Origin of the sequence: Streptomyces sp. NPDC059957, from assembly GCF_042730015.1 — a bacterium.
In the GTDB taxonomy this organism is placed as follows: domain Bacteria; phylum Actinomycetota; class Actinomycetes; order Streptomycetales; family Streptomycetaceae; genus Streptomyces.
Window position 1 is genome coordinate 1 of record NZ_JBHWMB010000020.1, and the last position, 24,798, is coordinate 24,798.

Below are 24,798 nucleotides of genomic sequence, written 5' to 3' on the forward strand. Positions count from 1 at the left end.
GCCCTGCGGGCCCCACTGCCGGGCGGACTCGGCCCCTGCCTCGGGACCCGGTGTCCCGACCCGTTCCCGCCGATCGAGGTCGGCACCGACCCCAACGGCTACGACGAGGGCATCAACGTCTTCGTCGGCGCCGACTTCCTGGTCCGCGAGCGCGCCGCCGAGGCCGAAGGCAAGGTCGTCGTCCTCGGCAGCTTCGACCAGAACAAGAACCTGGCTTTGACCGGCGGCGGGTACAACATCGGAATCGTCGGGGCGGGCTCGCTCGTGCGGCCCCCGGCCGGTTCGGACTTCCTCACCACCGGCCGCAACGTCACGATCGCCGCCCGGCAGCGGCTGATCTCGGACGGCGGCGTCGTCCGCCACGCGGGCACCGCCCCGGGGCCCGGCACCGTCACCGGCCCGCTGGAGGCCGACCCGGCCGCGATCACCCCGTACGCCGGGCTGCGCGACCAGCTGACGGCGGCCAGCCGGTGCTACGCCCGCGTCGACGGCAGCACGCGCCCGGCGACCGGCACCGCCGTCAACCGGGACGGCACCACCGTCTTCACCGGGGACGGCACCTCCGATCTCCAGGTCTTCAACGTGGCCTTCGACATGGTGAGTGCGACCGGTGGCGCCATCGGCATCCGCTTCGACCGGATCCCGGCCACCGCCACCGTCCTCGTCAACGTCCTGGGCGCCAGCCGTACGCTCAGCACGTACGGCGGCACCATCAACGACACCGGCGCCGGAGCCGACCCCTGGAACGGCTACCGCACCCGGCTCCTGTGGAACTTCCCCGACGCCACCACCGTCCAGCTCGTCGGCACCGGACAGTTCCAGGGCAGCGTGCTCGTCGGTGAGCAGGCCTCGCGCACCACCGTCACCCTTCCCGGGACCAACGGCCGCTTCTTCACCACCGGCGAGCTCGTCCACACCAGCACCAGCACCGGCGGCGGCGGCCAGGAGCTCCACGCGTACCCCTTCGACGGGGACCTGCCCGACTGCGGGAACACGGTCCCGGTCACGGGCACCGTCTCCGTCCTCAAAGAGGACACCGCCGACAGTCCGCTGGCCGGAGCCACGTACGAGCTGTGGCAGGAGACCAACGGCACCCCCGGAGCCCAGTTCACCAGCCCCGGCGGGGACACCAAGGTCTCCGACTGCGTCACCCCGGCGAGCGGCATCTGCACCGCGACCGTCCCGCTCGGCACGTACTACTGGCGCGAGACGCAGGCCCCCGACGGCTACGAGCTCGCGGACAACCCCGTCGCCGAGCTGACGCTGACCGCGCGGAACGCCACCGCCGGCGCGACGGCCACCATGAGCAACGCGAGGGTTCCGGGCAGCGCCGAGGTGGTGCTGCGCAAGTCCGACGCGGACGGCGGGGCGCTGCTGCCCGGCGCCCGCTTCGAGCTGTGGCGCGAGGCCAACGACCGTACGGGCCTGCAGACCACCGGAACGGTTCCCGACGAGCAGCTCGCCGGGTCCTGCACCACCGACGCGCAGGGAAGCTGCACGGTCCAGCTCCCGATCGGTGAGCGGTACTACTGGCGGGAGACGCAGGCACCGGCCGGCTACGACCTGCCGGCGGACCCGGTCACGCCGTTCGACCTCGACGAGAGCCACGTGACCACGGGTCTCGTCGTCGGCGTCACGGACGAGCGGACCGAGGAGCCCGCCTACGAGGGGTCGATCAAGGTCCTGAAGAAGGACGCGAAGACCAGGCGCCCGCTGCGCGGGGCGGTCTTCGAGGTGTGGAAGGAGACCAACAGCACCAGCGGCCTCCAGACGCGCGGCATCAACCCCGACCGCAAGGTGACGGCGGGCTGCGCGACCGACCGGGCCGGGGTGTGCTCGTTCCCGGGCCTGGACGAGGGCTCCTACTACGTGGTCGAAACGGCCGTGCCGGAGGGCTACGTCCTGCCGCGGAACCGGGTCACCGGTCCGCTCCGGCTGGACGGCACCACCCCGGACCACCGTCTGGTGGTCACGCTGGAGAACAAGCGCGACGACCACGGCAAGGGCACGAAGCCCCCGCGGCCGGGCCGGGCCGGATAGGCCGCCCGGGTGGGCCGGTGACCCGGCCGGCCCACCCCGCGCGCCAGGGCCGGGCGCATCCGGTTGGCTCGGAGCCGACGGCCCGGCCGGCGGGCGCGAGGAGGTCCGTATGCGCACACGGGACACGGCAGGCGCGATCGGCTCGGTCGGCAGGGCGGCCGCAACGGCCGCGGTCCTCGCGGCGGCAGCCCTCGCACCGCAGGCGCCGGCAGCCGCGGCGGACCCGTCCCCGCCGCCCCCGGCAGCGTCTCCTGCCACGTCCCCGGCCCCGTCCGCGCAGGCGTGCACCGCTGGAACCGGGCCCTACCAGCGGGAGCTGGAGGGCCACCTGGGCCGGACGGCCGACGGGACACAGGACGCCGGGGACTGCGCGGCGATCCGCACCTTCCAGCGGGACAACGGGATCCGGCCCGCCAGCGGCTACGCCGGGCTGGTCACCTTCCGGAACATGGTCGCGGTCGCCGCCCGCGCGAACCCCAACGCCGCCGGCCGCTGCCCGGTCCGTTCGCACCGGGTGACCTGCGTGGACATGGAGCGCCAGCTCGTGTGGGTGCAGCGCGGCCGCACGGTGGTCTTCCCGCCGGTGCCCGTCCGTACCGGACGCGACGACCAGGAGACCCGTCCCGGCTGGCACGAGGTCTACTGGCGCAGCGTGGACCACACATCCACGCTCTACGACAACTCCCCGATGCCCTACGCCCAGTTCTTCGACGGCGGCCAGGCCCTCCACGGCCGCCACGGCAACCTGTACGCGCACGGCGGCTCGGCCGGCTGCGTCAACCTCTCCGTCCCCGACGCACGGCGGCTGTGGGACCTGCTCACCGAGGGCGACGCCGTCTACGTCTGGGGCACCAAGCCCGGCACGGAGGACTGACTCCCGGCGCGGCGACCACTCTTGGGACGGAACGGTGACACGACCGTACTGTCTCGTGATCCCCCGTGTGATTTCCTGGCGATAAGCGCGCGACTGTCCGTGCGCGGGGGACATGGGGAGAACGATCGTGAAGCTGCAGCCGATACGCGGGCGCGCCCGCACCGGCCTGCCGGCCCTTCTGCTGGGCGCGGCCCTGCTGTTCACCAGCGCGTGCAGCGGTGGCGGAAACGGTGGCGGCGCCGGCGGGAGCGGTGGGGGCGACGGAGGTACCGGCACGACCGGCACCGAGGCGTCGAAGGCCGTCGTCAACGTCAAGCCGGACGACGGGGCCAAGGAGGTCGCGACGAGCGGCATCCTCAAGATAACCAGCACCGGCGGCAAGCTCACCACGGTGACGGTCGCCGACACCAAGGGCAACGCGGTGGAGGGCAAGGTCGCCGCGGACGGCGCGAGCTGGGAGCCCGCCCGCCACCTCGCCGCCGCCACCGAGTACAAGGTGCACGCGGTGGCCAAGGACGAGGCCGGCCGCGAATCCGCGAAGGACACCACCTTCACGACCCTCACGCCCGCCAACACCTTCATCGGCCAGTACACCCCCGAAGACGGATCGACGGTCGGCGTGGGCATGCCCGTCTCGATCAACTTCTCCCGCGGCATCACCAACCCCGAGGCCGTCGAGAAGGCCATCACGGTGACGGCCGATCCGGCCGTGCCGATCGAGGGCCACTGGTTCGGCAACGACCGCCTGGACTTCCGCCCCGAGAAGTACTGGGCCGCGGGCACCAAGGTCACCCTGAAGCTGGAACTCGACGGTGTCGAAGGCCGCCCGGGGGTCTACGGCAAGCAGACCCGTACGGTCAGCTTCAAGATCGGCCGCTCCCAGGTCACCACGGTCGACGCCTCCAGCAAGCAGATGCAGGTGGTCCGTGACGGCCAGGTGCTCAAGAACGTTCCGATCACCGCGGGCGCCCCGTCGACGACCACGTACAACGGTCAGATGGTCATCAGCGAGAAGTACAAGGTGACCCGTATGAACGGCGCCACCGTCGGCTTCGGCGGGGAGTACGACATCTCCGACGTCCCGCACGCGATGCGGCTGACCACCTCCGGCACCTTCGTCCACGGCAACTACTGGGCCTCGTCGGGCACGTTCGGCTCCGCGAACGTCAGCCACGGCTGCGTGGGCCTCAAGGACGTCCGGGGCGCCGGCGACGGCAGCCAGCCCGCCGCCTGGTTCTTCAACGAGTCGCTGATCGGCGACGTGGTCATCGTCAAGAACTCCAAGGACAAGATCGTCGCCCCCGACAACGGCCTCAACGGCTGGAACATGGACTGGGCGGACTGGATCAAGTAACGCCCTCCCGCGCGTCGTCCGGTGGCCCGGTGCTGTGACCCACAGCACCGGGCCACCCGGCGTTAACCGGCGCTAACCTTCCCGTATGACCATCTCTCTCGAAGTCTCCGAAGGCGTCTGCGTCATCCGGCTGGACCGGCCGCCCATGAACGCCCTGGACATCGCCACCCAGGACCGGCTGCGCGAGCTCGCCGTCGAGGCGACCGACCGGGCCGACGTCCGTACGGTCGTCATCTACGGCGGTGAGAAGGTGTTCGCGGCCGGCGCGGACATCAAGGAGATGCAGACGATGGACCACGCGGCCATGGTCGCCCGGTCCCGCGGGCTGCAGGACGCCTTCACCGCCGTGGCCCGGATCCCCAAGCCCGTGGTCGCGGCCGTCACCGGCTACGCCCTGGGCGGCGGCTGCGAGCTGGCCCTGTGCGCGGACTACCGCATCGCCGCCGACAACGCGAAGCTCGGCCAGCCCGAGATCCTGCTCGGCCTGATCCCCGGCGCGGGCGGCACCCAGCGGCTGTCCCGGCTGATCGGCCCCTCCAAGGCCAAGGACCTCATCTTCACCGGCCGCATGGTCAAGGCCGACGAAGCGCTGACCCTCGGCCTCGTGGACCGCGTCGTACCGGCCGCCGAGGTGTACGAGCAGGCGCACGCGTGGGCCGCGAAGCTGGCGCAGGGTCCGGCCCTCGCGCTGCGCGCCGCCAAGGAGTGCGTGGACGCGGGGCTGGAGGCCGACATCGACACCGGTCTGACCATCGAACGGGGCTGGTTCGCGGGCCTGTTCGCCACCGAGGACCGCGAGCGCGGGATGCGCAGCTTCGTCGAGGAGGGGCCGGGTAAGGCCAAGTTCCTTTAGGGGTGGCCCCCTTTGAGGGTGGCCCTGTCGGAGATCCCGCCGCGGTCCTTGGCGGGGGTGTTCGGCGGGGTCCTCCCTGTGGGTGGATTAGCCAGGCCTTAAGGCAGCCTTAAGGAGAGTCGGTGATCCACTCTGGGTGACCATCGCTTCGCGGTGCGTCACTGCAGGTCAGTGGGGGTGTGGCGGCCGCCGTGTTGCCTGTTGCATATGCCAGGACGACCCCTCGGAATCAAAGATCCCGGGGGGTCTTTTCCTGCGGAACGGCCCGAACGGCCGTACCGGCCCTCCATGATGGGTGCATGGCGGGTCTGGAGGGTGTGGAACAGCCGCGGCAGCGCAGTAGCGCTTCCGCCGTACGGCTCACGGCGGCCCTGGAGGACGAACTCGGCCTCAAAGCACTGGAGTTGTACGGGAATCCGGCCGAGGCGGAAGTGACGCTGCCGTCGATGCCCGAGTCGGCGAGCACGGCCCGCCGGCTCACGCAGTGCGTGGTCGTCCGCCTGTGGGGGCTCTCGCCCCAGATCGCCGAGCACACCGTCCTGCTCGTCTCGGAGCTCGTGGGCAACGCCGTCCGTCACACGGGCGCCCGGTCCTTCGGTTTACGGATGCTCAGGCGGCGCGGCTGGATCCGCGTGGAGGTGCGCGACCCCTCGCGCGGGCTGCCCTGTCTCATGCCGGTCCACGAGATGGACACCACCGGCCGGGGGCTGTTCCTCGTCGACAAGCTCTCGGACCGCTGGGGCGCCGACCTGCTGCCGCGTGGAAAGATCACCTGGTTCGAGATGCGGGTCGCCGACCGCTGAGCGCCGCCCCCGATCGCCGTGCGCCCCCCGAACGCCAGAAACCCCCTGTCGCCGTTGTGGGGCGCTGCGGGGGTTTCATGGGTGTGCCGAGGATCGAAGGGGGTGTGATCCTCGGCAGGGACTTCGCTCGGGTCAACGGGAAGCCGTGGTTCCGACTATGGCAGACGAGGGACCAAATGCCAAAAGTCCCAACTTGGACATAAGTGTGCATATCCTAAGACTTTCTACCTAAATCTTAGGTGAGATGGGCCACCGGCCTCGTAATCAGTGCATAAAGATCAGCCGCTCTGTGTAATTCGTTGATCACATAGCGGACGGTAGGCGGCTGGCGCCGGTTCGGCCGAAGGTCCTGAATTGGGTCAATCAATACCTTCACGGGCATCCACCCCTTAAATGGGCGGGTGCTCTGCTACCCGGACCGCCGATCCGCTCTCCGTGCCGGCGCGGCGGTCGCCGTCGGCGCCCTCACCGCCGCCTGTGGCACGGACGCCCCCGCCACCCCCGGGCCGTCCGGTTCCGCGACGGCCCCCGCAGGCCCCGCGGCCCCGGCGAAGGCCGCGCCGGACAAAGCGGCCCGGGCCAAGGCGGCCGCCGCCCCGCGCCGGTTCGCCGGTCAGCCCGTGGAGATCGGGCACGGTCCCCGCGGCCGGCCCGGCGTCGCGCTCACCTTCCACGGCAACGGCGACCCCGCCATCGCCAAAGCGGTGCTCGCCGAGGCCGAGCGGGCGGGCGCGCGGGTCACCGTACTGGCCATCGGCGCCTGGCTCGACGCCCACCCGGAGATGGCCCGCCGGATCCTGGACGGCGGCCACGAGCTCGGCAACCACACCCAGCGCCACCTCGCGATCAACACCATGCCCGAGGAGCAGGCGTACGCCGAGATCACCGGCTGCGCCGACCGGCTCAAACGGCTGACCGGATCCATCGGCACCTGGTTCCGCCCGTCCCAGACCCAGTACGCCACCCCCCTGGTGCGAAAACTGGCGCAGCGGGCGGGCTACCCGCACGTCCTGTCGTACGACGTGGACTCCCTCGACTTCACCTCGCCCGGTGCCGCGGCCGTCGTCCGCACCGTCATCGGCCCGATCCAAGGCGGATCGGTGGTGAGCCTGCACTTCGGCTACGCGGACACGGTCGACGCGATGCCACCCCTCCTCGAAGAACTCGCACGCCGCAAACTGCGCGCGGTGACCACCACGGAGCTGCTGACCCCATGACGACCACCCGCCTTCCCCGGAAGGCCACCGCGTTGCTGGCCGGCCTGGTCCTCGCCGCCCTCGCCGGCTGCGGAGCGGCCGACAAGGGACCCGCCGAGGCCCTCGGCACGAAGGGGCCCGCCGCGCCCGTCAAGGCCGTACCGGCAGCGCCGCCCGGCCTGGCCGGAATGCCGCCGCTCCTCGATCCGAACGACGTGTACGCGGCCGACCGGCCGAACAAGCTCTCCCCGGTGGTCAAGGACTTCCCGTCCCGCGTCTACGTGCCGAACACCAACTCCAACACGGTGTCCGTCATCGACCCGGTCACGTACAAGGTCATCGACACCATCCCCGTCGGCGTCCAGCCCCAGCACGTGGTCCCCTCCTGGGACATGAAGACCCTCTGGGTCAACAACAACCGTGGCCACACGCTCACCCCGATCAACCCGGCCACCGGCGAGGCCGGCAAGCCCGTCGAGGTGCACGACCCGTACAACCTGTACTTCACGCCCAACGGCAAGTACGCGATCGTCATGGCCTCGATGGACAAGGAACTGGTCTTCCGCGATCCGCACACGATGGACCGTGTGAAAACCGTCCCCGTGACCTGCTTCGGCGTCAATCACGCGGACTTCTCCGCGGACGGCCGCTACTTCATCGTGAGCTGCGAGTTCTCCGGCGAGCTGCTCAAGGTCGACACCGAGAAGATGGAGGTCGTCGGCCAGCAGAAACTGCCCTTCGAGGGGGCGATGCCGCAGGACGTCAAGGTCTCGCCGGACGGGAAGACCTTCTACGTCGCGGACATGATGGCGCACGGCATGTGGGTGCTCGGCGGCGACAAGTTCGAGACCCCCAAGCTGCTGCCCACCGGCAAGGGCTGCCACGGCCTCTACGTCAGCCGCGACTCCAAGGAGATGTACGTCTCCAACCGGGGCGAAGGCTCCGTCTCCGTCTTCGACTTCACGCAGAACAAGCTGACGAAGAAGTGGGAGCTGCCCGAGGGCGGCAGCCCCGACATGGGCGGGGTCTCCGCCGACGGCAAGGTGCTGTGGCTCTCGGGCCGTTACAACTCCGAGGTCTACGCCATCGACACCACCACCGGCAAGCAGCTCGCCAAGATCCCGGTGGGCGGCGGACCGCACGGCCTCGCCGTCTACCCCCAGCCCGGCCGCTACTCCCTCGGCCACACCGGCATCTTCCGGTAGGCCGCCGGCGCGCGGAGACCGCTTCGCGCGGACACCGCTTCGCGCCCGGAACGCGGGCGTGCCCCGGGAGCTCGCACAGCTCCCGGGGCACTTTCAACCGCTCACCGCCGCCTCCTCACCAGGCGACGGGGAGCCGCTCGGGAAGACGCTTGATGAAGCCGGTCCGCCACACGAGGTTCTCCGCCGGCACCGCGAGACGCAGCTCGGGCAGCCGCTCGACCAGCACCTCCAGCGCGATCTCGGCGTGCGCCCGGCCCAGCGCGGAGGCCGGGCAGAAGTGCCGGCCGGCGCCGAAGGCGAGGTTGGCGTTGGAGCTCTCGCGCTCCAGGTCCAGCTCGTCGGGGTTCTCGAAGGCCTCCGGGTCGAAGTTGGCCCCTTCCAGCAGGACGAGGACCAGCTCACCCTCCTTGACCAGCACGTCCCCGACCTGGATGTCCGCCATCGCGATGCGCGGCAGGCCGTCACCGACGGACAGGTTCCAGCGCAGCAGCTCGTCCACGGCCTTGCCCATGCGCTCCGGGTGCTTGCGCAGATACCCGATGAGCTCGGGCTTCTGCAGCAGCGCCAGGACCGCGAGGGTCAGGAACGCGGAGGTGGAGACGGCGCCCGCCCCGAAGAGCGAGACGGCGACGGTGGCGAACATGTCGTCGGTCAGGTGCGCCGACTCCGGGTCCGCCTCCTTCAGCTCGGCGAACCTGCCGAGGAGCCCCGTACGCTCCTCGGCAGGCAGCGCCAGCTGCGCCCTCAGCTGGTCCTCGAAGTAGCCGACGTCCTTGTACCAGTTGAGCGCCGAGTCGGCGAACGGCTCGCGCGCGGTCATGAACGCGACGTCCAGCCCCGACATCAGCCGCCGCCAGTCCTCGAACGGCACGCCCAGCACCTGGCAGTGCATGGCCGCGGAGAAGGGGTCGGCGAACCCGGCCCGCAGGTCGGCGGGCCCCCCTTCGGCGAGGAGCTCGTCGATGAGCTCGCCGGCCTTCGCGCGCAGCCAGTCCTGCAGGCCCTTCTGGCGCGGGTTGAGCGCCTTCATGACCGCGTTGCGCAGTCCGGCGCTGTTGATGTTGCCCATGTTGTTGACGACCTCGGGCGGGATCGTCAGAGCGTACTGGCGCGGGACACCGGCATTGGCCGTGTCCTTGAGGCTGAAGCGCTCGTCCTCCAGCACCTGCTTGGCCAGCGCGTAGCTGCTCACCAGCCAGGCCGGGTCCCCGGTGAGGGTGCGGACCTTGGCGACCGGCGCCTTCTCGCGCAGCCAGGTGCACTCCTCGGGGAGCACGTCACCGCGCCGCGAGAGCGGGAAGTCGATGAGGGGCTCGGCGGTCTGTCCGCCCCCCTGATCGGAATGGGCCTCAAGCTGCTCGACGCTCATCGACGGTCCCTTCGTTTGGTGCGGTGTGCGCGTGCGTGATCGGGTGGTTCGGATCGCTCTGTGCCTTTTCGGCCGCCTCGGGCCGCACCACGGCGTATGCCTGGTTCCTCGTCGCGCGCAGGCCCCCACCGCGCGCGAAGAGGACGTCGGTCATCGGCATCTTGACGTGGTAGGCCGCCACGGAGGACGGCACGTCGAGAATGCTCGGGGTGTCGATGAAGAACGGCAGCTCGGCCGCCATGTAATCGAAACACACCTGCAACTGTGCGTCGGTGATGGATTCACCTTCCGGCAACTTGGAGCCGACAAAGTGCAGGGCCATCTCCTCGCAGCCCTTGCGGAATTCTTCGTCGGTCTCCAGGAAATGGAGTACGCGTCGGTGCAGAAGTTGGTAGACGGGGTTCGTCTGGAACTCCGAAAGTGCCCTCACTCGGATCTCGGCGTTCGGAGGTCCTGATTCCTCCACGCCCTTGAGAATCCTTCGCCGGACTGCCTTGATTTCCTTCGTCGCACGCTTCTCGGCGTGTTCCTGGGTGTAGCCGAAGGCGGCGAACATCCGGTCCACGTGGAGGTCTGCGTAGACGAAGTCGACCTGTGCGAAGCGGGTCGTGGCCCATCGGGTGAGGCTGGATATGCGCTCGGAGCTGAAGTAGCTGTTTCCGGGACTCACTCCGATGAGCACATGGTCGCCGTCTTCCCAGATGTTGTGGCAAGTACGGGTGAAGGGCAGAACTTCGAATGATGCGTCAGCTGTGATCGTCACCTGTGTGATCGCCCTTGTTGCCGCTTGTCCCTGGGAGCCCTGCGCTCCCGGTGTGGCGGCAATGTCGCTACGTTATGCCGTGGCCCCGGAGCGTGACAAGTGGAGGCCTGAATTGTTGGCTGGAATTATCGCTTCCGCATTACGGAAGGGTAATTGAATATCTATCTGCCGCTCGAACGGGACCCGGGGCGTGAGGGGGCCGGGCGTGCCGCTACCCTGAGCCGGTCAACAAGCACCAAGAAGGGGTGGACCCAGTGGCGGACATCGAGAGCGCACGGACGACGTTCGGCAAGTTCGACGTGAACGGTGACGGCTTCGTGACGGCCGACGAGTTCCGTTCGGCGATGGCGGAGATGGGCGACCCGTTCGTCACCGGCCCGGTCGCGGAGGCCGTGATCGCCGCGAAGGACTCGAACGACGACGGCCTGCTGAGCTTCGACGAGTTCTGGGCCTCCCTGAACAAGTAAGCCCCGGCGCCGCCCCCTGGCCCCACTGCCGGGCCGGGGGCGTGCGCGTCAGGCCCGCCGCGGCCCGGCGCCCGTGCCTTCCGCCCGGTCGGCTTCCGCCTCGGCGGCCATGCCCTCCACCTCGGCGAGCGCCTCTTCCAGCCAGCGCAGCCAGAAGGTCTCCAGCCCGGTTCCCGCGTGCAGTACGACCCGCCGCAGCCGGTCCTCCCCGGAGTCCCGCCCGGCCGGGAAGTCCTTCTCCTCGATCCCCTCGTACACGGCCAACTGGGCCCGGTGCAGCTCCAGATGCCGCCGCAGCTCCACGGCCAGCCCCTGCGGCCCGACCACCGCGGCCGCCCGGATCCGCAGCAGCAGGGGATCCCGCACCGGCTTGGGATCCTGACGCTCCCCGACCCACCGCGCCAGCTCCCCGCTCCCGGCGGGCAGCACCTCGTACTCCTTCTTCTGCCCTCGTACGGGCCCCTCGCTGGGCAGCGCCCGGATCAGCCCGGCCTCCTCCAGCCGGCCGAGCTCCCGGTAGATCTGCTGGTGCGTCGCGGACCAGAAGTACCCGATCGACTTGTCGAACCGCCGGGTCAGCTCCAGCCCCGACGAGGGCTTTTCGAGCAGGGCGGTGAGGATGGCGTGCGGGAGCGACATGCGGCCATCCTAGGTTTGCGGCAGGTCGAGGACCGCGATGCCCTTCTCCAGGGCGATGGCCAGGCGGGTCCCGTCGGGGTAGAGGGCCGCGACGGGGGACGGGTCGTGGTCGACCCCGTAGGCCCTGTCCCGGTGCCGCACGCGGATCTCCGGCCATTCCCGCAGGACGCGGCCCGTGGTGGCGTCGACCAGCCGGGGACGATCGGTCAGCGAGGCCACCAGGTTCCCGCCGCACGCGATCAGGGTTCCCCAGCCGCCCGCGCCGGCGCTGCGGTGCAGCCAGCGGCCGTCCCGGCACGACCACACGCCCAGTTGCCCGTCCTGCAGGGTGGAGGCCTCGGTGTCGCCCGGGCCCTCGCCCGTGGCCGAGACGGCGACCCGGTCCGCGTCGAGCCAGCAGGCCGAGCCCACTTCGGCGTACAGGGCCGTCCGGTCCAGCGGGCCCCCGTCCCGGTCCAGGACGGACGCGTCGACGAGAGCGGCCTCCAGGTCGTAGACGTCGGCGACCCCGAACGGGTGCCACACCCAGCCGGCGACCAGGAGCCCGCGCCCGTCCGGGCCGACGGAGAGCCGCGAGTGGAACAGATCGCGGGCGGTGCGGTCGCCCGTGGTGAGCCGCTCGCCCGTGGCGACGTCCTCGACTTGGAGGACGTCGTACTCGTCCGGGCAGTGCACCAGCACCTCGCGGCCGTCCGGCAGCGCACCGAGGGCGACCGGATGGTCGTAGTCCTCGGGCAGGTTGTCACCCCGGCTCAGCTCGCGCACGATCCGCTCGCCGTCCAACAGCACGGCCCTGGTGCCGCGTTCCTCGTAGACTACGGTCCACCGCCCCGAAGGGGAGCGCACCGCACGGTCGAAGGAGTGCGGGACGGCAGCACGAGGAGGATGCTCCCGGCCGTCCGGGGTCCAGCGGCGGAAGCCGCCGACCGGGTCGACCAGGTCTTCGCCCTCCCAGAACAGGGACTGCGGTTCGGAGCTCGCCTTCAGCGTCTGCATGGACGGGCAACCTACCTACTTCCAGGCGGCCAGCGCCTCCGGATCACGGGGTCCGGGGGCATCCGCCGCCAGCAGTCCGTGGGCCCGCAACAGCGCGGCCACCGCCGGGGACCAGGCCGGGCGCAGGCCCGCCGAGGTGAGGAGGGACGGGTCGGAGAGCAGGGACTCGGCCGGGCCGAAGCGGATGCCCGCCGGAGTCAGGACCGCCGCGTCGTCGGCCCAGCGCACCGCCAGATCCACGTCGTGGGTGGCCATGACCACCGTCGTGCCCGAGGCGCGCAGCCCCGCGAGGACGTCGAGGAGCCGCTCCTGGCCGTCCGGGTCCAGGCCGGCCGTCGGCTCGTCCAGGATCAGCACCCGCGGAGCCATCGCCACCGCCCCCGCGATCGCCGCGCGCTTGCGCTGGCCGTAGGAGAGCAGGTGCGTGGGGCGGTCCCGGAGGTGGGTGATGTCCAGGGCGGCGAGGGCCGAGTCCACGCGGGCACGGACCTCCGGAGCGGGGAGCCCCAGGTTCATCGGGCCGAAGGACACGTCCTGTTCCACCGAGGCCGCGAACAACTGGTCGTCGGGGTCCTGCACCACCAGCTGGACGGACGTGCGCAGCCGGGTCAGCCCGGCCCGGTCGTACGAGACCTCCCTGCCGTCCAGCCGCAGCGTGCCCGAGCCGGGCCGCAGGCCGCCGCTCAGCAGCCGCATCAGGGTGGTCTTGCCGCTGCCGTTGCGGCCCAGCAGGGCCAGCGCCCGGCCCGGCGCGATGGCGAAGTCGACGCCGGTCAGGACCGCGGGGCCGTCCTCGTAGGCGTAGCCCGCGCCGGACAGCTCCACCACCGGGTTCGGCGAGGGGGGCGGCGACACGTTCGGCGACGGGTTCAAAGGGAGAGCCCCTTCAGGGTGAGGGTCAGGGTGATCAGGGCCGCCAGCAGCCCGGCGGTGGCCGTCAGGAAGCGCCACGACAGGGCCGCCTCCGGTACGAGGACCCGCAGCGCGCCGTCGTAGCCGCGTCCGGCCAGCCCCGCCTGGAGCTTGGCCGCGCGGTCGAAGGCCCGTACGAAGGAGGTGGCGGCGAGCCCGGCCAGGGAGCGCCACACCGCCGCCCGGCCGGTGTGCCCGAGCCGGGCGGCCTGGGCCCGGCGGACCTGGGTCATGGAATCGAGCAGCAGGAAGCCGATCCGGTACATGACCAGGGCCACGTCCACCACCGGGGCCGGCACCCCGGCCCGGACCAGCCGGGGCAGTACGTCGGAGACCGGGGTGGTGAAGGCGAACAGCAGCAGCCCGAGCGAGGCGGACGAGGTGCGCAGCAGCAGTTCGGCGGCGAGCCGGGGGCCTTCGGGGGCCAGGGACACCGGCCCCTCCGGGCCGCCGACCGCGAACAGCAGCGGCAGCGCCCCGGTGAAGCAGAAGCCGAGCGGGATCCGGAAGGCCCGCCACAGCTGCCGGCCGGCCACTCCCGCCGGGCCGAGCAGCACGGCGAGGGTGGCGGCGGCCACCAGCGGCCCGCCCGGCCAGGGGGGCAGGCATACGGCGGTGACCGTCAGCCCGATCCCGAGCAGGGCCTTCTCCAGCGGGTGCCGGCCGCGCCAGCGACTGCTGTGCGCGGCCACGTCGATCGGCAGCACCGCCTACGCCTCCGGGGCGTCGGCGGCAGCGGCGGCGGCCGCTCCTTGGCGGCGGCCCTTGCGGACGCCGAAGTAGTAGGCGAGCACGCCCGCTCCCAGCGCCGCCTGCAGGGCGAACAGCGCGGACTCGATCTCGCCGGACGGGGGTTCGTACAGAGGGGAGAACCAGGGTTCGTAATCCGGCTTCAGCTCGGTGATGGCCGTCTCGGCCTGCGCGTCGGCGCCCGTGAAGGGCTCCTCCTTGTGGTCGCCCATCCCCAGCGCGACGGGGAGGACGGCCAGCGCCGCCACCAGGAGCAGCAGCAGGCTGTTGATCTTCGCGTTCTTGGACATCCCGCTCATCAGGCCGCCGCCTTCTCTTCGGTACGGGAGGAGGTCAGCTTCGCGACGCCGAGGCGGACCAGGTCCGACTTGCTCGACGCCATCAGCAGCCGCATCACGAGGACGGTCAGCAGACCCTCGCTCACGGCCAGCGGGATCTGCGTGACGGCGAAGATCCCGCCGAACTTCGCGAGCGCACCCAGGAACCCGCTGGCCGGGTCCGGGAAGGCCATCGCGAGCTGGAGGCTGGTGACGCAGTAGGTGACCAGGTCGGCGAAGAAGGCGCCGAAGAACACGGTCACCATCAGCGGGAGACCGAACTTCCGCAGCAGCCGGTAGACGGCGTAGCCCGCCCACGGGCCGGCGATGGCCATCGAGAAGACGTTGGCGCCGAGGGTGGTGAGCCCTCCGTGCGCCAGCAGCAGGGCCTGGAACAGCAGGGTGATCGTGCCGAGCACCGCCATGATCGGCGGCCGGAACAGGATCGCCCCGAGCCCGGTGCCCGTGGGGTGCGAGCAACTGCCCGTCACCGAGGGGATCTTCAGGGCGGACAGGACGAAGGTGAACGCTCCGGAGGCGCCGAGCAGCAGCGTGCTCTCCGGGTTGGCCTTCACCTCGCGGGTGAGCGAGCGGACGCCGTGGACGACGAAGGGAGCGGACGCGGCGCCCCAGGCGACCGCGTGCAATGGGGGTAGGAACCCCTCGGCTATATGCATGAGTGGGGAGACCTCTCCAGCACCTCGTGGATGGACAACGCGCCCCGGCCGGTCTCCTGGCTCACGGGTTGACGTCCATGCTCCGCCTTCCCGGGCAGCGCGGAACTTCCCGCGCAGCCCAGTGGCTTTCCCGCAGGAGTGGAGCCGGACTTCCCGATCACAGTGGCGAGGGCCGCACCGGTTTCTCACCGGTTTCCCGAACACCAAGGCCCGCTGACCCTAGTCGGCCGCACGGACCGGTAACAACCCGCCCCAATCGCGCCGGGCGGCAGCCGGATTCCACTTAGGGGTGACTCTCCGTGTCCGGCGGCTCGTCGGCCGCCCCAAGGGTGCAGACCGGAGGGGGAGTTCCGGGTGTCCGGGGCCGCAGGGCAGCGGCGGTTGCGCCGCACCGTGCCGTTCCGCAGGGGCCGGGGCGAGCGCGGACGGGGCGAGCGCGGACGGGGCGCGGCCAACGGGGACGAGCCCGGACGGGACGAGCCCGGACGGGTGCGGTCCGCTGGCGGGGCCGCCCGGCGGCGCGGAGCCTGGTGGGGTGACCGCCGAACCCGATGCCGCGCCCGCCGTCGACTACTCCGACCTCACCGCCGTCTACGTCAACTGCACGCTCAAGCGATCGCCCGAGCCCAGCAACACCGAGGGCCTGATCGACAAGAGCCGTGCGGTGATGGAGGCGGCCGGGGCCCGGACCTCGCTCATCCGGGCCGTCGACCACGAGATCGCCACCGGCGTCTGGCCCGATATGACCGACCACGGCTGGGGGAGCGATCAGTGGCCGGTGCTCTACAGCCAGATCATGGACGCCGACATCCTCGTGTTGTGCGGCCCGATCTGGCTGGGGGACAACAGCTCGGTGATGAAGCAGGTCATCGAGCGGCTCTACGCCTGCTCCTCGATCCTGAACGAGCAGGGCCAGTACGCCTATTACGGGCGCGTCGGCGGGGCGCTGATCACCGGGAACGAGGACGGCGTCAAGCACTGCGCCATGAACGTCCTCTACAGCCTCCAGCACCTCGGCTACGCGATCCCCCCGCAGGCCGACGCAGGGTGGATCGGCGAAGCCGGACCCGGGCCCTCGTACCTGGACCCCGGATCCGGCGGTCCCGAGAACGACTTCACCAACCGGAACACGGCCTTCATGAGCTGGAACCTCATGCATCTGGCCGCTCTGCTCAAGCGGTCCGGCGGGATGCCGGCGCACGGCAACCAGCGCTCCCTGTGGGACGCGGGCTGCCGCTTCGACTTCCCGAACCCCGAGCACCGGTAGGTCCCCGCCCCGGTCCCGCCTCCCGTCCCGAGCCGGCGTGCTCAGCAGACGTTCGGGTGCGCGATGTCCAGGACGAAGCGCTCCGGGGCGTGCAGCTTGAACGAGGTGTAGGCGGGCTTGGTGTCGAAGGCGGCGCCGAAGGTGACGTACCCCTCGTAGTCGCCGGTCAGGGCGATGCCCTTCAGCTTGGGCAGGTAGATCTTGAGCAGCTTGGGCCCGAGGTAGACGTTGCGGCCCGCTTCGTCGTGTCCCGCGGCGGGGTTCAGGCGGACCTCCAGGAAGTACCGCCCGGCCAGCGGGACGGGCTTGCCGGAACCGTCGTAGACCAGCGACGGGACGGGGGTGACGGTGACCTCGGGTACGTATCCCTGAAGGTCGATGACCACGCGGTCGTACGTGCAGTGCCCGCCCCAGCGGGCATTGACGACGAGCGGAGTCTGCGTGGCGGTGGTGGAGGCGGCGGTCGTGGTTGCGGCGGATGCCGGTGCGGCGAAGGCGAGCATGGCGGTGAGCAGTGCGCCCAACCCCAGTGCGGTGGCCTGCCGGCGGCGTGGACGGATCATGGCGTCCCCTCGATTCCGAGAGACGGGGAACGGTGTCACCCGTGAAGACGCGCCCGGTACGGCCGCGGTTGCACCGGGTTCGCCCGGTCTGCCGGGTCCTGCGCGGTCCCGCCGGCTTCGCGCGGTTCAGCTGGGCAGGAGGGCGCTGAGCTCGGCGTCGAGGTCGTAGTGCCGCTGTTCCTGGCCGCGCGGCACCAGCTCGGTCATCCGTCGGCACAGCTCCCGTACGTCCTTGGCCCGGGCGGACACCACGCACGACTGCTCGCCGTTGCTGAAGGCGAGGAAGACCCGCGGCTCGGTGCCCTTCCAGCGCGGCCACACCTGGATGTCGCCCTCGCCGGTGGCGCAGATCTGGCCGTCGAGCAGCAGTTCCCGGGAGAAGACCCAGCGCGCGAGGTGCATCCCGGCACCCTCGAAGTCGAGGGAGATCTCGTAGGGCCGGTCCGTGCGGTACAGGAAGACGCCCCGGACCGGGACGGGCGCGGGTGCGGCCTCGAGCCGGAGCGGGAGGACGCGGTGTTCGGTGTCGGCCATGCGGGCGCCTCTCTCTCGGGGTGGGGTCGCGCCGACGCACGCGCGACATGCCCACTCGGGCAAGCTAGCCCACCCCCGGGCCGCCCTTCCGCGGCCAAAGGTCCCGTCCGGCCGGGTCCCTCGGCCCGACTTCGCCCGACGCGGCGAGACCCACCCCCCCGGGGGGGGGGGGGGTGGTTTCCTCCTCTCCCCCCCCCCCCACGTCGTCACCCGTTCAACCAGCGGAGCGTCAGGCGTCGCCGCCCGCCGCGCCCGGGTCGGCCGCCCGGACGTCCAGCAGCTGGTACCGGTCGATCGCCTGCTTCAGAGCCGAGCGGTCGATCTTGCCTTCCTTGGCCAGCTCGGTCAGCACCGAGAGGACCACCGACTGCGCGTCGATGTGGAAGAAGCGCCGGGCCGCGCCCCGCGTGTCCGCGAAGCCGAAGCCGTCCGCGCCCAGCGAGGTGTACTTGCCGGGCACCCAGCGCGAGATCTGGTCCGGAACCGCCCGCATCCAGTCGGAGACCGCCACGAACGGACCCTCCGCGCCGGACAGCTTGGTGGTCACGTACGGGACGCGCTGTTCCTCCTCCGGGTGGAGCAGGTTGTGCTCCTCCACGGCGACGGCCTCGCGGCGCAGCTCGTTCCAGGAGGTCGCCGACCAGACGTCCGCCCTGACGTTCCATTCGGCGGCGAGGATCCGCTGCGCCTCCAGCGCCCACGGCACCGCCACGCCCGAGGCCATGATCTGCGCCCCGACGGCTCCCGAGGTGCCCTCGGAGACCCGGTGGATGCCCTTGAGGATCCCGTCCACGTCCACGCCGGCCGGCTCGGCCGGGTGCTGGATGGGCTCGTTGTAGACCGTCAGGTAGTAGAAGACGTCCTCGGCGTCGGGGCCGTACATGCGCCGCAGACCGTCCTTGACGATGTGCGCGATCTCGTACCCGTACGCCGGGTCGTACGCCACACAGCCCGGGTTGGTCGAGGCCAGCAGCTGGGAGTGGCCGTCGGCGTGCTGCAGGCCCTCACCCGTCAGGGTGGTCCGGCCGGCGGTCGCGCCGAGGACGAAGCCGCGCGCCAGCTGGTCCGCCATCTGCCAGAACTGGTCACCCGTGCGCTGGAAACCGAACATCGAGTAGAAGACGTAGACCGGGATCAGCGGCTCGCCGTGCGTCGCGTACGCGGAACCCGCGGCGATCAGCGAGGCCGTGCAGCCCGCCTCCGAGATGCCGTCGTGCAGCATCTGGCCGGTCGGCGACTCCTTGTACGCGAGCAGCAGGTCGCGGTCGACCGCCTCGTACTGCTGGCCGAGCGGGTTGTAGATCTTGGCGCTCGGGAAGAACGCGTCCATGCCGAAGGTGCGGTACTCGTCGGGGGCGATCAGCACGAAGCGCTTGCCGATCTCCTTGTCCCGCATCAGGTCCTTCAGGATGCGGACGAAGGCCATCGTGGTGGCGATCGACTGCTGGCCCGAGCCCTTCTTGGCGGCCGCGTACGTGGCGTCGCCCGGCAGCTGGAGCGGCTTCGCGCGCACCACGCGGGTCGGCACGTAGCCGCCGAGCGCGCTGCGGCGGTCGTGCATGTACTGGATCTCGGGGGAGTTGCGGCCCGGGTGGTAGTACGGCGGCGCGCCGTCCTCCAGCTGGGCGTCCGTGATCGGGATGTGCAGACGGTCGCGGAAGCGCTTGAGGTCGTCGGCCGTCAGCTTCTTCATCTGGTGGGTCGCGTTGCGGCCCTCGAAGTTCGGGCCCAGGGTCCAGCCCTTGACCGTCTGCGCGAGGATCACCGTCGGCTGGCCCTTGTGGGCCTTGGCCGCCGCGTACGCCGCGTAGACCTTCTTGTGGTCGTGGCCGCCGCGTCCCAGGTGCTGGATCTGCTGGTCGGTCATGTTCTCGACCATCGCGCGCAGCCGGTGGTCGCCGCCGAAGAAGTGGTCGCGGATGTACGCGCCCGTCTCGGTGGCGTACGTCTGGAACTGGCCGTCCGGGGTGGTGTTCAGCTTGTTGACCAGGATGCCGTCGCGGTCCTGGGCCAGCAGCGGGTCCCAGGAGCGGTCCCAGATCAGCTTGATGACGTTCCAGCCGGCGCCGCGGAACTGCGACTCCAGCTCCTGCATGATCTTGCCGTTGCCGCGGACCGGGCCGTCGAGGCGCTGCAGGTTGCAGTTGACGACGAAGGTCAGGTTGTCGAGGTGCTCGCGGGCCGCGATGGAGAGCTGGCCGAGCGACTCGGGCTCGTCCATCTCGCCGTCGCCGAGATACGCCCAAACGTGTGACTTGGAGGTGTCCGCGATCCCGCGGGCCTCCATGTACCGGTTCATCCGGGCCTGGTAGATCGCACCGAGCGGGCCGAGGCCCATCGAGACGGTCGGGAACTCCCAGAAGTCCGGCATGAGCCGCGGGTGCGGGTAGCTGGAGAGGCCGTACGGGGCCTTGGACTTCTCCTGGCGGAACGCGTCGAGCTGCTGCTCGGAGAGCCGGTCCAGGAGGTAGGCGCGGGCGTAGATGCCGGGCGAGGCGTGGCCCTGGAAGAAGATCTGGTCGCCGCCGTCGCCCTCGTCCTTGCCCCGGAAGAAGTGGTTGAAGCCCACGTCGTAGAGCGAGGCGGAGGAGGCGAAGGTGGCGATGTGGCCGCCGACGCCGATGCCCGGGCGCTGGGCGCGCGAGACCATGACGGCCGCGTTCCACCGGGTGGCGTTGAGGACCTTGCGCTCGATCTCCTCGTTGCCGGGGAAGAAGGGCTCGTCCTTGGTGGCGATCGTGTTGACGTAGTCCGTGGAGCGCATCTCGGGCACGGCCACGCGCTTCTCGCGGGCCCGCTCCATCAGCCGCAGCATCAGGTAGCGGGCGCGCTCACGGCCCCGCTCGTCGACCGCGGCGTCCAGGGAGTCGAGCCACTCCTGCGTCTCTTCCGGATCGAAGTCCGGTACCTGACTCGGCAGGCCACCAATGATGATCGGATTGCGATCGGATGCGGAAGCCACGCTGTTCCTTCGCTGTCGGGGGAGTCGTGCCTTGGGGTTCGCCGCCTCCCATGGTCTTACGCTCGGCAGAAATCGTCATCTTTACCGTTGGGTAATCCCTGGAGGTGGCGGGATTGTGCCGGCTGCGGCGACGACAACGCCCAAACCGCAACCTTACGCCCATGTCGATCACCCCCTTCGCAAGGCCGTTCGTCCCTCAAACAGGTGCGAAAGTCCCGAGGCCGTGCCGAATGAGGTGGAATGGTGTGGGATGAATCACCAGGGGTACATCCGGAAGGGCTGAAAGTTGCGGCGAGACGGCCGCAATCGTCACCGTTTCGACGGTCTCGGCGGCCGGGTACTTGCGCGATCCGCCGCGCCCGTGTGGACTACGCCCAATGCTGCGCGTACGCGCGCCGCCGAAGAACATTCACCGAACATGAGCAGGAGGCACCCCGTGAGCGCGACCGCGGACCACGCGGAGAACCTGGCCGCCAGGCTGGGTTTCCAGTCCGAACAGGTGGTCCAGGAGATCGGCTACGACGACGACGTCGATCAGGAATTCCGTGATGCCGTAGAGGGTCACGTCACCGAACTCGTCGATGAGGACTACGACGATGTCGCAGACGCGGTTCTGCTGTGGTTCCGGGAGGACGACGGCGACCTGACGGACGCCCTGGTCGATGCGACCGAGCTGGTCGAGGACGGCGCACTGATCCTGCTGGTGACTCCCAAGACCGGCAAGGACGGTTTCGTCGAGGCCAGCGACATCAGCGAGGCCGCCGAGACCGCCGGCCTCTCGCTGGCCAAGGGTCTCCCCGTCGGCAAGGAGTGGACCGCCACCAAGCTGGCGACTCCGAAGACGGCCAAGTCCAAGCGCTGAGCCGCGCCCCGCAGCCATGCGGACACACGCACCCCGTTCGCCGGAAGCTTCCCGGTGGGCGGGGTGCGTGCGTTTTGCGGCGGGCTGACCGGGGCCGGACGCGCGAAGGACCCGTAGGCCGCGGATGAGCGGCGGACCCCAAAGCGGCGGACCCATAAGCTGGGATCACCCGAACAGCCCAACGCAGGGATGCGGGACGAAGGGATGCGACAGATGGCGATCGAGGTCGGCAGCAAGGCCCCGGACTTCGAGCTCAAGGACAACCACGGCAGGGTCGTGCGGCTCTCCGACTTCCGGGGGGAGAAGGCGGTCGTGCTGCTCTTCTACCCCTTCGCCTTCACGGGCGTCTGCACCGGCGAGCTCTGCGAGCTGCGCGACCAGCTCCCGCGCTTCCAGAACGACGACGTGCAGCTCCTCGCGGTCTCCAACGACTCGGTGCCCACCCTGCGCGTCTTCGCCGAGCAGGAGGGGCTGGAGTACCCGCTGCTGTCGGACTTCTGGCCGCACGGGGAGGCCTCCCGCGCCTACGGGGTCTTCGACGAGGAGAAGGGCTGCGCGGTGCGCGGCACCTTCGTCATCGACCGTGACGGCATCGTGCGCTGGACCGTCGTCAACGGGCTGCCCGACGCGCGTGACCTGAACGAGTACATCAAGGCTCTCGACAGCCTCTGAGTCCGTGCCGCAGGCTCATGGGCGCGTGCCTCCAGGCGCGTGGGCCCGTTCGCCTCGAATAACCCCGTACAGGCGGGAACCCGTCACTAGGATCGAAACGTTGATCCTGTAGCAACCGCACGACGGGGCCCCGCCCCACACCAAACCTTATGGAGGACCCGTGGGAGTCAGCCTCAGCAAGGGCGGCAACGTCTCGCTGTCCAAGGCCGCGCCGAACCTGACCGCGGTCATCGTCGGTCTGGGCTGGGACGCTCGCACCACCACCGGCGTCGACTTCGACCTCGACGCGAGCGCGATCCTGGCCAACGACCAGGGCAAGGTCACCGGCGACTCGAACTTCGTCTTCTTCAACAACCTGAAGAGCCCCGACGGCTCGGTCGAGCACACCGGTGACAACACCACCGGTGAGGGCGAGGGCGACGACGAGGCGATCAAGGTCAACCTCGCCGGCGTGCCTGCCGACGTGGCCAAGATCGTCTTCCCGGTCTCGATCTACGAGGCCGAGAGCCGCCAGCAGAGCTTCGGCCAGGTCCGCAACGCGTACATCCGCGTCGTCAACCAGGCCGACAACACCGAGCTCGCCCGCTACGACCTGTCGGAGGACGCCTCGACGGAGACCGCCATGGTCTTCGGCGAGCTCTACCGCAACGGTGCGGAGTGGAAGTTCCGCGCCATCGGCCAGGGCTACGCCTCGGGCCTGCGCGGCATCGCGCAGGACTTCGGCGTCAACGTCTGATCCTGCTCCACCCGAGCAGACGTTCCATCCGTCCGGCGCCGTGCACTCGTGTGTACGGCGCCGGACCGGCTTTACGGCCACGTCGGCCACATCGCCGCACGGCCGGACCGCTGTACCGCCACACCGCCGTACCGCCGTACCGTCACATCGCCACCGTCGTCCGGGGAGGACCACAACATGGGCGTCACACTCGCCAAGGGGGGCAATGTCTCCCTCTCCAAAGCCGCACCGAACCTCACCCGGGTTCTGATCGGCCTGGGATGGGACGCGCGCTCGACCACGGGCGCCGACTTCGACCTCGACGCCAGCGCACTGCTGTGCAGCAACGGCCGGGTGCTCGGGGACGAGTACTTCGTCTTCTACAACAACCTGACGAGCCCCGACGGCTCCGTCGAACACACGGGTGACAACCTCACCGGCGAGGGTGACGGCGACGACGAGTCGCTCATCGTCGATCTCACCAGGGTCCCGGCCGGGGTGGACAAGATCGTCTTTCCCGTTTCGATCCACGAGGCCGAAGCCCGCCGGCAGAGCTTCGGCCAGGTCAGCAATGCCTTCATTCGTGTGGTGAACGAGGCGGACGGCCAGGAGCTGGCCCGCTACGACCTCTCCGAGGACGCATCCAGCGAGACCGCGATGATCTTCGGCGAGGTCTACCGGTACGGGGGCGAATGGAAGTTCCGTGCCGTGGGGCAGGGGTACGCGTCGGGGCTCCGCGGCATCGCTCTAGACTTCGGGGTCAACGTTTCGTAAAGCCGTACAACACGATGGGATGCCAGTGGTTCTGAAAACCTTCGGCTGGTCGTTCGCAGTCACTGCGCTCGGACTGGTCGCAGCGGTGCTCTACGGGGGGTGGGAGGCCTTCGGGATCGTTGCGATCCTGTCCATCCTGGAGATCTCGCTGTCCTTCGACAATGCGGTGGTCAACGCCGGAATCCTGAAGAAGATGAATGCCTTCTGGCAGAAGATCTTCCTCACCATCGGTGTTCTCATCGCCGTGTTCGGCATGCGCCTGGTCTTCCCGATCGTGATCGTCGCGATCAGCGCCAAGATCGGGCCGATCGAGGCCGTCGAACTCGCGGTGCGCGACCAGGACATGTACAAGCAGCTCGTGACGGACGCCCACCCGTCCATTGCCGCCTTCGGTGGCATGTTCCTTCTGATGATCTTCCTCGACTTCATTTTCGAGGACCGCGACATCAAGTGGCTCGCCTGGCTGGAACGCCCGCTCGCCAAGCTCGGCAAGATCGACATGCTGTCGGCGTGCATCGCGCTGATCGTCCTGCTCGTCACCTCGATGACCTTCGCCGTCAACGCCCACCAGCACGGCGGCATGCACGTGGACAAGGCGCAGACGGTCCTGATCTCCGGCGTTCTCGGTCTGATCACCTACATGATCGTCGGTGGCCTCTCCGGCTACTTCGAGAACAAGCTGGAGGAGGAAGAGGAGCACGAGCACGAGATCGAGGAAGCGGCGAAGAAGAGCGGCAAGCCCGTTTCGGCCGTCGCCATGGCCGGCAAGGCCGCGTTCTTCATGTTCCTCTACCTCGAAGTCCTCGACGCCTCCTTCTCCTTCGACGGGGTCATCGGCGCCTTCGCCATCACCAGTGACATCGTGATCATGGCCATCGGCCTCGGTATCGGTGCCATGTACGTCCGGTCGCTGACGGTCTACCTGGTCCGCCAGGGCACCCTCGACGACTACGTCTACCTGGAGCACGGCGCGCACTACGCCATCGGCGCGCTCGCCGTCATCCTGCTCGTCACCATCCAGTACGAGATCAACGAGGTCATCACCGGCCTCGTCGGCGTCGTGCTGATCGGGTGGTCCTTCTGGTCCTCGGTGCGCCGCAACAAGCGCCTGGAACTGGAGGGTTCCACCGCCGAGGCATGATCGCGGCGGTAATGCGGAACGCTCAAGTGCGGGGAGGGGGGGGGAGGGGAAAGAGAAACCCGGAGAGACCACCCCCCCCTCTCGCGAACAATG

At 70.0% G+C, this 24,798-nt stretch carries 25 protein-coding genes and 1 riboswitch; of the genes, 14 read left to right on the forward strand and 11 right to left on the reverse strand.

Going from position 1 to position 24,798, the window contains the following annotated elements; translation table 11 throughout:
- The 7 genes from ACFWBW_RS15620 to ACFWBW_RS15650 all read left to right on the forward strand — a co-directional run.
- A partial coding sequence (locus ACFWBW_RS15620; protein ID WP_385372662.1) for a choice-of-anchor A family protein occupies positions 1-2,040 on the forward strand: 2,040 nt, incomplete at its 5' end.
- Between the two features lie 109 nt (positions 2,041-2,149).
- Positions 2,150-2,914 (forward strand): L,D-transpeptidase, encoded by a 765-nt coding sequence (locus ACFWBW_RS15625; RefSeq protein ID WP_385372665.1) that lies wholly within the window; start codon positions 2,150-2,152, stop codon positions 2,912-2,914.
- A gap of 112 nt (positions 2,915-3,026) precedes the next feature.
- A complete protein-coding gene (locus tag ACFWBW_RS15630) occupies positions 3,027-4,268 on the forward strand; it encodes an Ig-like domain-containing protein (protein ID WP_385372668.1) in 1,242 nt (413 codons plus the stop codon).
- An 85-nt stretch (positions 4,269-4,353) separates the two neighbouring features.
- Positions 4,354-5,121: an enoyl-CoA hydratase/isomerase family protein gene (locus ACFWBW_RS15635; RefSeq protein WP_385372671.1), complete on the forward strand. Its 768-nt coding sequence runs from the start codon at positions 4,354-4,356 to the stop codon at positions 5,119-5,121.
- A 299-nt stretch (positions 5,122-5,420) separates the two neighbouring features.
- A complete protein-coding gene (locus ACFWBW_RS15640) occupies positions 5,421-5,924 on the forward strand; it encodes an anti-sigma regulatory factor (RefSeq protein WP_254384318.1) in 504 nt (167 codons plus the stop codon).
- 401 nt (positions 5,925-6,325) lie between these two features.
- Entirely contained in the window at positions 6,326-7,141 is an 816-nt protein-coding gene (locus ACFWBW_RS15645; protein WP_385372674.1) for a polysaccharide deacetylase family protein, read from the forward strand.
- Positions 7,138-8,325, forward strand: coding sequence for a YncE family protein (locus ACFWBW_RS15650; protein ID WP_385372677.1), 1,188 nt, complete (start codon positions 7,138-7,140; stop codon positions 8,323-8,325). The genes ACFWBW_RS15645 and ACFWBW_RS15650 overlap by 4 nt, the downstream gene beginning before the upstream one ends.
- Positions 8,326-8,440: 115 nt before the next feature.
- Here ACFWBW_RS15650 and ACFWBW_RS15655 read toward each other — a convergent pair whose 3' ends face one another.
- Together ACFWBW_RS15655 and ACFWBW_RS15660 are read right to left on the reverse strand one after the other, a co-directional pair.
- Positions 8,441-9,694, reverse strand: coding sequence for a cytochrome P450 (locus tag ACFWBW_RS15655; protein ID WP_385372680.1), 1,254 nt, complete (start codon positions 9,692-9,694; stop codon positions 8,441-8,443).
- On the reverse strand, positions 9,675-10,457 hold the full coding sequence (locus tag ACFWBW_RS15660) for a tRNA-dependent cyclodipeptide synthase (RefSeq protein WP_385372683.1): 783 nt from the start codon (positions 10,455-10,457) through the stop codon (positions 9,675-9,677). Before ACFWBW_RS15660 ends, ACFWBW_RS15655 begins: the two co-directional genes overlap by 20 nt.
- Before the next feature lie 254 nt (positions 10,458-10,711).
- Here ACFWBW_RS15660 and ACFWBW_RS15665 point away from each other — a divergent pair, with 254 nt between their 5' ends.
- Positions 10,712-10,924 carry an EF-hand domain-containing protein gene (locus ACFWBW_RS15665; protein WP_243336380.1) on the forward strand — a complete coding sequence of 71 codons (213 nt, stop codon included), beginning with the start codon at positions 10,712-10,714 and terminating at the stop codon, positions 10,922-10,924.
- 48 nt (positions 10,925-10,972) lie between these two features.
- Here the strand turns inward: ACFWBW_RS15665 and ACFWBW_RS15670 are convergent, their stop codons facing one another.
- From ACFWBW_RS15670 to ACFWBW_RS15695, 6 genes are read right to left on the reverse strand one after another with little or no spacing between them, the layout of a single operon-like run.
- Positions 10,973-11,563, reverse strand: a complete 591-nt coding sequence (locus ACFWBW_RS15670; protein WP_385372687.1) for a PadR family transcriptional regulator — start codon at positions 11,561-11,563, stop codon at positions 10,973-10,975.
- Between the two features lie 9 nt (positions 11,564-11,572).
- Entirely contained in the window at positions 11,573-12,559 is a 987-nt protein-coding gene (locus ACFWBW_RS15675; RefSeq protein WP_385372690.1) for a hypothetical protein, read from the reverse strand.
- A 15-nt stretch (positions 12,560-12,574) separates the two neighbouring features.
- Positions 12,575-13,432 carry an energy-coupling factor ABC transporter ATP-binding protein gene (locus ACFWBW_RS15680; RefSeq protein WP_385372692.1) on the reverse strand — a complete coding sequence of 286 codons (858 nt, stop codon included), beginning with the start codon at positions 13,430-13,432 and terminating at the stop codon, positions 12,575-12,577.
- Entirely contained in the window at positions 13,429-14,178 is a 750-nt protein-coding gene (cbiQ, locus tag ACFWBW_RS15685) for a cobalt ECF transporter T component CbiQ (protein ID WP_385372694.1), read from the reverse strand. Before cbiQ ends, ACFWBW_RS15680 begins: the two co-directional genes overlap by 4 nt.
- Before the next feature lie 3 nt (positions 14,179-14,181).
- The gene (locus tag ACFWBW_RS15690; protein ID WP_385372696.1) at positions 14,182-14,520 is read right to left on the reverse strand and encodes an energy-coupling factor ABC transporter substrate-binding protein; all 339 of its coding nucleotides are present in this window, start codon (positions 14,518-14,520) and stop codon (positions 14,182-14,184) included.
- Positions 14,520-15,215, reverse strand: a complete 696-nt coding sequence (locus tag ACFWBW_RS15695) for an energy-coupling factor ABC transporter permease (RefSeq protein ID WP_385372698.1) — start codon at positions 15,213-15,215, stop codon at positions 14,520-14,522. Before ACFWBW_RS15695 ends, ACFWBW_RS15690 begins: the two co-directional genes overlap by 1 nt.
- A 28-nt stretch (positions 15,216-15,243) precedes the next feature.
- Positions 15,244-15,438: riboswitch (cobalamin riboswitch) on the reverse strand.
- Positions 15,439-15,750: 312 nt separating this feature from the next.
- Between ACFWBW_RS15695 and ACFWBW_RS15700 the strand changes: the two genes are divergently transcribed.
- Positions 15,751-16,482: a flavodoxin family protein gene (locus ACFWBW_RS15700; protein ID WP_385372700.1), complete on the forward strand. Its 732-nt coding sequence runs from the start codon at positions 15,751-15,753 to the stop codon at positions 16,480-16,482.
- 41 nt (positions 16,483-16,523) lie between these two features.
- Here the strand turns inward: ACFWBW_RS15700 and ACFWBW_RS15705 are convergent, their stop codons facing one another.
- From ACFWBW_RS15705 to aceE, 3 genes are all read right to left on the reverse strand, one after another.
- A complete protein-coding gene (locus ACFWBW_RS15705; protein WP_385372702.1) occupies positions 16,524-17,045 on the reverse strand; it encodes a hypothetical protein in 522 nt (173 codons plus the stop codon).
- A gap of 126 nt (positions 17,046-17,171) precedes the next feature.
- Complete coding sequence (locus ACFWBW_RS15710) at positions 17,172-17,579, reverse strand: SsgA family sporulation/cell division regulator (RefSeq protein ID WP_385372704.1); 408 nt, start codon at positions 17,577-17,579, stop codon at positions 17,172-17,174.
- Between the two features lie 229 nt (positions 17,580-17,808).
- Complete coding sequence (gene aceE / locus ACFWBW_RS15715; protein ID WP_385372706.1) at positions 17,809-20,541, reverse strand: pyruvate dehydrogenase (acetyl-transferring), homodimeric type; 2,733 nt, start codon at positions 20,539-20,541, stop codon at positions 17,809-17,811.
- 436 nt (positions 20,542-20,977) lie between these two features.
- Between aceE and ACFWBW_RS15720 the strand changes: the two genes are divergently transcribed.
- From ACFWBW_RS15720 to ACFWBW_RS15740, 5 genes are all read left to right on the forward strand, one after another.
- Positions 20,978-21,403 (forward strand): DUF3052 domain-containing protein, encoded by a 426-nt coding sequence (locus tag ACFWBW_RS15720; protein WP_214957128.1) that lies wholly within the window; start codon positions 20,978-20,980, stop codon positions 21,401-21,403.
- A gap of 213 nt (positions 21,404-21,616) precedes the next feature.
- On the forward strand, positions 21,617-22,075 hold the full coding sequence (locus ACFWBW_RS15725; protein WP_243329422.1) for a peroxiredoxin: 459 nt from the start codon (positions 21,617-21,619) through the stop codon (positions 22,073-22,075).
- Positions 22,076-22,235: 160 nt separating this feature from the next.
- Positions 22,236-22,811, forward strand: a complete 576-nt coding sequence (locus ACFWBW_RS15730) for a TerD family protein (RefSeq protein WP_266909088.1) — start codon at positions 22,236-22,238, stop codon at positions 22,809-22,811.
- A 177-nt stretch (positions 22,812-22,988) separates the two neighbouring features.
- Entirely contained in the window at positions 22,989-23,564 is a 576-nt protein-coding gene (locus ACFWBW_RS15735; protein WP_385372709.1) for a TerD family protein, read from the forward strand.
- Between the two features lie 25 nt (positions 23,565-23,589).
- Positions 23,590-24,705, forward strand: coding sequence for a DUF475 domain-containing protein (locus ACFWBW_RS15740; RefSeq protein ID WP_385372865.1), 1,116 nt, complete (start codon positions 23,590-23,592; stop codon positions 24,703-24,705).
- The last annotated feature ends 93 nt before the right edge of the window (positions 24,706-24,798 follow it).